6 protein-coding genes are annotated in these 6,786 nt (G+C 74.3%); 3 read left to right on the forward strand and 3 right to left on the reverse strand.

Annotated elements, in window-relative coordinates; translation table 11 throughout:
* Nucleotides 1–183: 183 nt before the first annotated feature.
* Nucleotides 184–720: a chloramphenicol phosphotransferase CPT gene (gene cpt, locus IEY78_RS33445; protein WP_189104764.1), complete on the reverse strand. Its 537-nt coding sequence runs from the start codon at nt 718–720 to the stop codon at nt 184–186.
* Nucleotides 721–737: 17 nt separating this feature from the next.
* Nucleotides 738–2,291, reverse strand: coding sequence for a DUF2079 domain-containing protein (locus tag IEY78_RS33450; protein ID WP_189104765.1), 1,554 nt, complete (start codon nt 2,289–2,291; stop codon nt 738–740).
* A gap of 288 nt (nt 2,292–2,579) precedes the next feature.
* Here IEY78_RS33450 and IEY78_RS33455 point away from each other — a divergent pair, with 288 nt between their 5' ends.
* Nucleotides 2,580–3,218 carry a SurA N-terminal domain-containing protein gene (locus tag IEY78_RS33455; RefSeq protein WP_189104766.1) on the forward strand — a complete coding sequence of 213 codons (639 nt, stop codon included), beginning with the start codon at nt 2,580–2,582 and terminating at the stop codon, nt 3,216–3,218.
* A 90-nt stretch (nt 3,219–3,308) separates the two neighbouring features.
* Nucleotides 3,309–4,322: a nucleoside triphosphate pyrophosphohydrolase gene (locus IEY78_RS33460; RefSeq protein WP_189104767.1), complete on the forward strand. Its 1,014-nt coding sequence runs from the start codon at nt 3,309–3,311 to the stop codon at nt 4,320–4,322.
* A gap of 6 nt (nt 4,323–4,328) precedes the next feature.
* Here the strand turns inward: IEY78_RS33460 and IEY78_RS33465 are convergent, their stop codons facing one another.
* Nucleotides 4,329–5,492, reverse strand: a complete 1,164-nt coding sequence (locus IEY78_RS33465; protein ID WP_229700336.1) for an MFS transporter — start codon at nt 5,490–5,492, stop codon at nt 4,329–4,331.
* A gap of 226 nt (nt 5,493–5,718) precedes the next feature.
* Here IEY78_RS33465 and IEY78_RS33470 point away from each other — a divergent pair, with 226 nt between their 5' ends.
* On the forward strand, nt 5,719–6,594 hold the full coding sequence (locus tag IEY78_RS33470) for a LysR family transcriptional regulator (protein ID WP_229700335.1): 876 nt from the start codon (nt 5,719–5,721) through the stop codon (nt 6,592–6,594).
* Nucleotides 6,595–6,786 lie beyond the last annotated feature (192 nt).

Here is a 6,786-nt window from a genome sequence, read left to right on the forward strand (position 1 = left end):
CGAGGGAGTCGCACGCTGTGCGGGCCGGTGGAGGGGTGTGTTGTCGGACGTAAAGCGAAGCAGTCCGACAACACACCCCGGAGCCCCTGCCCCCGCCACCACCACGCAGCAACCGGACCCCACCCCACAACCAACCCCGCCCCGCCGAAGGCGAAAAAAACGAACAGAAACAAAAACGGCGGATCACCCGGCAACGTGGGAAGCAACAAGCTCCGCACACGCGGCGGGAGATGTAGAGGTCGTGTTGACCTCAAGGTCGTAGTCGACGCCCTGGTGAACAAGGGCGGCTTGCGTGGTGGCCATGCCCACCACTCTGTCGCCGCGGGCGAGTTCGCGGGCGGCCGCCGTGGCGGGGTCGCAGTGCACGCCGACCCACAGGACCGTCAGGCCGTCCAGTGCCCGGCTCCAGCGGGCCTGGCCGGCGGCGCCGCTCAGGAGGACCTCGTCGAGGATGATGCCGGCGCCGGTGCGGGCCATCGCGGCGATGCCGTGCAGCCAGGCGGTCTCCAGTGTGCGGAACGCGGGGCCGACCGAGACCGTGCCGTCGGGGGCGAGCACCAGGCCGTCGGGGCTGTCCGTCAGGGCGGGCGGGAGGGCGGCGACGAAGGTGTCGACGCCGAAGGCCAGCCAGGGGCGGGGGAGGGTCTCCTGGAGGGCCCGGGCCAGGGTGGAAGTGCCCGCGCTGGAGCCGCCGTTCAGGACGATCACGTGGGTGGTCATCGCGGCACCGTACGCGTTCAGCGGGCGGATGTCCTGTGGAATACGAGCAGGCCTCCGGCCGAGCCGAACAGGACGTACGTGGAGCGGGGATGGCGGGCCATGGCGTCCGCCAGGGCCTGGTGCGGGGTGCGGTCGGCGGGCAGCTGGACGGCGACGTAGTCGGGCGCCAGGCCCCCGGTGTCGCCGGTCCAGAAGACCCGGGTGCGGCCGGTGAGCCGGCTCAGCGGCCGGATGTCGGACTCCACGCTCGCGCCGTCGGGTATCCGCGCCAGCAGCTTCTCGGCGGCGACGGCGTCCGGCGGGGTGCGGTAGGTGGCGGACTCGGTGAGGCGGGCCAACGGCAGGGTGGTGGTCAGCGCCAGGGAGGCGGCCAGTACGGCGGCCGGCAGATGGTGGGCGTAGGAGCGCAGCCGGGGGCGGGTGGAGACCCGGATCCGCGGCAGCGCGTCGACCAGCGCCAGGAAGACCACCGGCATCAGCACGGCGCTGTAGTGCCAGTCGGTGCCCCAGTAGTGGGGCTCGTGCGACAGGAAGCGCCAGCCCAGGGTGGGCAGTGCGACCAGCAGCAGCGGGGAGCGCAGGGCGAGCAGGCCGGTGGTGGGCAGCAGGACCCACAGGGTGGTGCGGAGCGCGGTGGCCAGGGGGATCGCCGCGCCGCCGCCCTCGGCGCCGAACTTGCTCCAGTAGTCGTAGGAGCCGGAGCCGTTGAAGCCGGGTATCAGCACGCCGAGGGTGACGGCGGTGGCGCTGAGGCCGAAGGCGACCAGTCCGATGGCCAGCGGGCCGGCCCGCCGGGTGCGGATCAGGGCGAGCGCACCGATGGTGGCCGCGGTCACCCCGAGGTCCTCCTTGACCAGCACCAGCGGCGCGGCCCAGCACACCGCCGCGGTCCACCGCCCGCGCAGCACCGCCTCCAGCGCGAAGGCGATCAGCGGCATCGCGAAGGCGATCTCGTGGAAGTCGAAGTCGACGGCCTTCTGCACGCCCCACGACAGCCCGTACGCGATGCCGATGGCCAGGCCGGGGAGGCGGCCCAGGGAACGGGCGGCGGCGCGGGCGACCGGGAGCACGGACAGCGCGAACAGCGCGGCCTGCGCGAGCAGCAGGGTCAGCGAGGACGGGAACAGCCGGTAGAGGGGGGCGAGTACGACTAGGACGGGGCTGAAGTGGTCCCCGAGGATGTTGGTGCCCGGCCCCTTGAGGTCCACGATCGGCGCGCCGAAGTGGGCGTAGCCCCGTATCGCCTGCTCGAAGATGCCCAGGTCCCAGGAGGACGTGGACAGGGTGCGGAAGCGCCAGAGCGCCAGTACCGCGTAGGCGACGAAGAAGAGCGCGGCGGTCCAGTACGGGTCGAGGCGCGGGCGGCGCAGCGGAGCGGTCCGCGTGCGCAGCCGGTGCGCGGCGCTCCGCAGCCGGTCCCGCGGCCCCCGCGGTCCGCCGTCACCGGCGTGCGTGGCCGGCGGCGCGTCCGGTGACTCCGTCCGCTGCGGCGGTACGACGACACCGGTGCGGCCATCGCGGCCCGGTATCCGACCCGGGGCATCCCCAGCCGTTGCTGCGGCCGTGTTCATGCGGACCCTCACTCTCCCCCAGCTCGAAAGATACTCGAACCCGCGCCCTGCCCCCGCCCGGCCGCAAGCCCTCGCGCCCGCCGCCCCGGGTGCCAGTGACTCAGACGCCGGGGCGGACGGGTCCGTTCCCGGGTGCGGCCCCTTCCCGCCGGGGGGCCGGGCGGTGCGCGGCCGAGAAACCCACCCCGCTCCAGATCGTTGCCCGAAGCAGTGGCTCAGGCCACGCCGACTCCATAGCATCGATCCACCAAGGTCGAGACTTCGTCGCACGATCTGCCGGGAGGCCATGTGTTCCGCCGTAGGACAGCGCTCTCCGTATCTGCCACCGCCGCGCTGCTGGTCGCGGCTCCTCTGCTCGCCGCCTGCGGTGACGCCGCGCATCCCGGTGCCGCGGCCATCGTGGACGGGAAGCGGATCACCGTCTCGCAATTGCAGGCGAAGGTGAAGGACGTGCGCGCCGCCCAGGCCGAGACCCCGCAGGGCGGTCAGCTCGTCAGGAACACCGGCCGGCTGAGCCTGGCCACCCTCAACGGCATGATCTTCGACCGGGTGCTGGCGCGCAGCGCGCAGGACGCCGGGGTGACGGCCGACCGCGCGGACGTCCAGCGGTGGCGGGCCGCGGCCGAGCGGCAGGCCGGCGGCGCCGGGCGGCTGCGGGAGATGTGGCTCCAGCAGGGCATCGCGCCCGACGAGATCGACGGCATGGTCCGCAACCAGCTGCTGCTCGACGGCGTCGCCCGGCACCTCGGCGTGGACCGGGGCACGCCGCAGGGCCAGCAGCGGCTCGCCCGGGCGCTGGCCAAGACCTCCCGCTCCCTGGGGATCGACGTCAATCCGCGGTTCGGCAAGTGGGACGACCAGCAGGTCATCCTGGGGCAGACGAAGGACCCGTGGATCACCCCGGCGTCCGCCGCGGAGCAGGCCTGACCGCAGGACGTACCGCGGGGGCCGGGCGTCCGCCGGGGCCTTCGGCGGGCGGCGCCGGGCGTTGTCGGTGGGGTGCGTTACGTTCGAGGCGTGAACGCTGACGCCTCCGCCGCCGACACCGGCGCCGCCGCCCGCCCCGAGGGCACCGGCACCGGCCGCCTGGTCCTGCTCACCACCAGCCACCGGGTCGCGCCCGGCCTGCTGTCCTGGCCCGCGTGGCAGGTCCTGCGCGAGGCCGGGCGGGTGCTGTGCGCCGACCCCGGCCATCCGCAGCTGCCGTATCTGCGGGAGGCCGGCATCGAGGTGGAGACCGCGTCCCCCGGCGCCCGCGAGCTGGTCGACCACTGCGTGTCCGGGGCGCGCACCGCCGTCGTCCTGACCTCCGCGGACGGCGAGAGCGCGCTGACCGACGGCCTGGCCCGGCTGGCCGGCTCCGGCCGCGAGACCATGCCCGACCTGGAGCTGCTGCCCGGCTCCTACGACCTGCCGGGCGCCCGCCTCCTCGATGTCGTCCAGGTCATGGACCGGATCCGCGCCGAGTGCCCGTGGAGCAGCATCCGTACGCACGAGGACCTCGCCAAGTACGGCCTGGAGGAGGCCTACGAGATGGTCGAGGCCATCGAGTCGGGCGACCGCGCGGAGCTGCGCGAGGAGCTGGGGGACGTGCTCCTCCAGGTCGTCTTCCACGCCCGGATCGCCCAGGACGATCCCGACGAGCCGTTCTCCGTCGACGATGTCGCGGGCACGATCGTGGAGAAGCTGATCCACCGCCACCCCCATGTCTTCGGGGAGGAGGCCGCCGAGACCCCGGAGGACGTGCGGGCGCACTGGATGCGGACGAAGGCCGAGGAGAAGCAGCGGGAGTCGGTGACCGAGGGGGTGCCGCTGGCCCAGCCCGGTCTCGCCCTCGCGGCGAAGCTCGCCTCGCGGGCGCGGTCGGCGGGGCTCGCGGTCGCCGTGCCGACCGGCCCCGGCATCGGCTACGAGCTGCTGGCGATGGCGATACGGGCCGAGGCCGACGGCGTCGACCCCGAGGCGGCACTGCGGGCGGCCGCCCGCGCCTACCGGGACGCGGTGCTGGCCGCGGAGCGCGGCACCGCGTGAGGACCGTCAACCGCCGCTGAGCCGGGGGGCGCGGCGCCGCAGCAGATCCGCGGCCCAGACCAGCACGGTCATCGCGGCGAGTGCCGCGCCCAGGATGCACACTCCGCTCCAGCCCGATGTGCCCCAGACCACCGAGGTCAGCGCCGAGCCCGCCGCGCCGCCGGCGAAGTAGCTGGTCATGTAGACGGAGTTGAGGCGGTTGCGCGCCTCGGGGCGGACCCCGAAGACCATGTTCTGGTTGCTGATGTGCACCGCCTGGACCGCCAGATCCAGCACGATCACCCCGGCCAGCAGCGCCGCCAGTGACCAGCCGCCGCCCGCCCCGCCGGCCGCCAGCAGGCCCCAGGACCCCAGCAGCAGGAACGCCCCGGCGCCGGTGACGTGGTGCACCAGACCGCGGTCCGCGAGCCGGCCGGCGGCCGACGCGGACAGCGAACCGGCCGCGCCCACCAGCCCCAGCAGCCCGATGGCCGACTCCTGCCAGCCGTAGGACGGACCGGACATCAAGAACGCCAGCGCCGTCCACAGCACGCTGAACCCCGCGAAGATCAGCGCACCGAGCGCCGCCCGCCGCCGCAGCACCGGCTCCTGGACGAACAGCCCCAGCATGGAGCGCAGCAGCGCCGGGTACCGCAGCCCGGCCGGGGTGCGCAGCGTGGGCAGCTTGAGCCGCAGCAGCACCGCCATGATCAGCATCAGCGCCGCGTTGACCCAGTACACGGTGCGCCAGCTGCCGACGTCGGCCAGCAGCCCGGCGGCGGTGCGGGCCAGCAATATGCCCAGCAGCAGCCCGGTCATGACGGTGCCGACGGTCCGGCCGCGTTCGGCGGGGGCCGCGAGGGTCGCCGCATAGGGCACCACGACCATGGCGGCGACCGAGGTCAGGCCGGTCAGCGCGGTGCCGGTCAGCAGCAGGGCGGCGTTCGGGGCGCTCGCCGTGACGGTCAGGAAGACGGCGGTGGCCGCGGTCAGGGTGACGGCGAGCCGGCGCCGCTCCACCAGATCGCCGAGCGGCACCAGCAGCAGCAGACCGAGCGCGTAGCCGACCTGCGCGACGGTGACCACCAGCGCGGCGGTGGAGGTGGACAGCCCCAGATCGTGGCCGATGACGTTCAGCAGCGGCTGGGCGAAGTAGTTGCCGGCGACGGACAGGCCGGTGGCGACCGACATCAGCAGCAGCGTGCCGCGCCCCAGCCCCGGCCCGGTCGCCGAGGTGTCCCCGGCGACCGGCTCCGCTCGCTGCGTGGTCTCCACGATGCGACCTCCCCTGTCTCCCCTGCCGCCACGATGGCCACGGGCACCTTCCACCCTGGGCGACGCAGGACGATGAGTCCAACACATCGTTTTCATGGGAACCATCGCGAAATAAGATGGATGTCGTCTAAGGTCGGTAAGTGTGGAACTGCAGCAGATGCGCTATGTGGTGGCGGTGGCCGAGACCGGCGGATTCACCCGCGCCGCCGAGCGCTGCCGGGTGGTGCAGTCCGCGCTCAGCCATCAGATCGCCCGGCTGGAGAAGGACCTCGGCGCCCGGCTCTTCGAGCGGACCAGCCGCAGCGTCCGGCTGACCGCCGCCGGTGAGGCCTTCCTCCCGGTCGCCCGGCAGGCGCTGCAGACCGTCGAGCGGGCCCGCGCCGAGGTGGCGGCGGCCACCGGCGAGGTGCGCGGCCGGCTGGTGGTGGGGGCGATCTCCACGGTCTCGGCCGTCGATCTCGCCCGGGTGCTGGGCGAATTCCGCAGCCGCTATCCCCGGGTGCAGATCCGTCTGCAGATGGAGATGACCGAGACCCTCGTGGACAAGGTGCGCGACGCCGTGTTGGACGTCGCCTTCATCGGGATGGTGCCCGGTGCGCGCAACCCCGGTGTGGCGGAGAGGGAGCTGGCACGCAACGAGCTGGTCGCGGTGGTGCCGCCGGGGCATCCGCTGGCCGAGCGGGAGTGGACCACCCTGGCGCGGGTGGCGCGGGAGACCTTCGTCGACTTCACGGCGGGATCGGCCGCCCGCCGGCAGCGCGAGGACGCGTTCCGCGCGGCGGGCCTGGACTCCGAGGTGGCGTACGAGGTGACCACGGTCGAGTTCCTGGCGAAGCTGGTGCGGGCCGGGCTGGGCATCGGCATGGTGCCGGCGCCCATGGCCGCCGGCCTGCCCGGGCTGCACGCGGTGCGGGTCCGGCCGGCGCCCGAGCGGACCGAGCGGGTGGTGTGGAGCGCCCGGGGGCCCTCGCCGGCGGCGCTGGCGTTCCTGTCGACGCTGGGGGTGGACCCGGAGTAGGGGAGAGGCCGCCGGGCCCCGGCCGGTGCGCGGGCGCGGCGTGGTGCGCCCACCGGTTACGGTCGGAAGGTGCCCCATGAGCCCCACCAGCCCCATATCGCCGACGCTCCCGCCGAGGGCCCCGCCGGCGCCCCCGGCGACGCGACGCCCGCCGCGACGCCCGCCGCGGCGGCCGGCGCCCCCGCCCGCTGC

The sequence above is a fragment of the Streptomyces kronopolitis genome (assembly GCF_014646275.1).
GTDB classification, from domain to species: domain Bacteria; phylum Actinomycetota; class Actinomycetes; order Streptomycetales; family Streptomycetaceae; genus Streptomyces; species Streptomyces kronopolitis.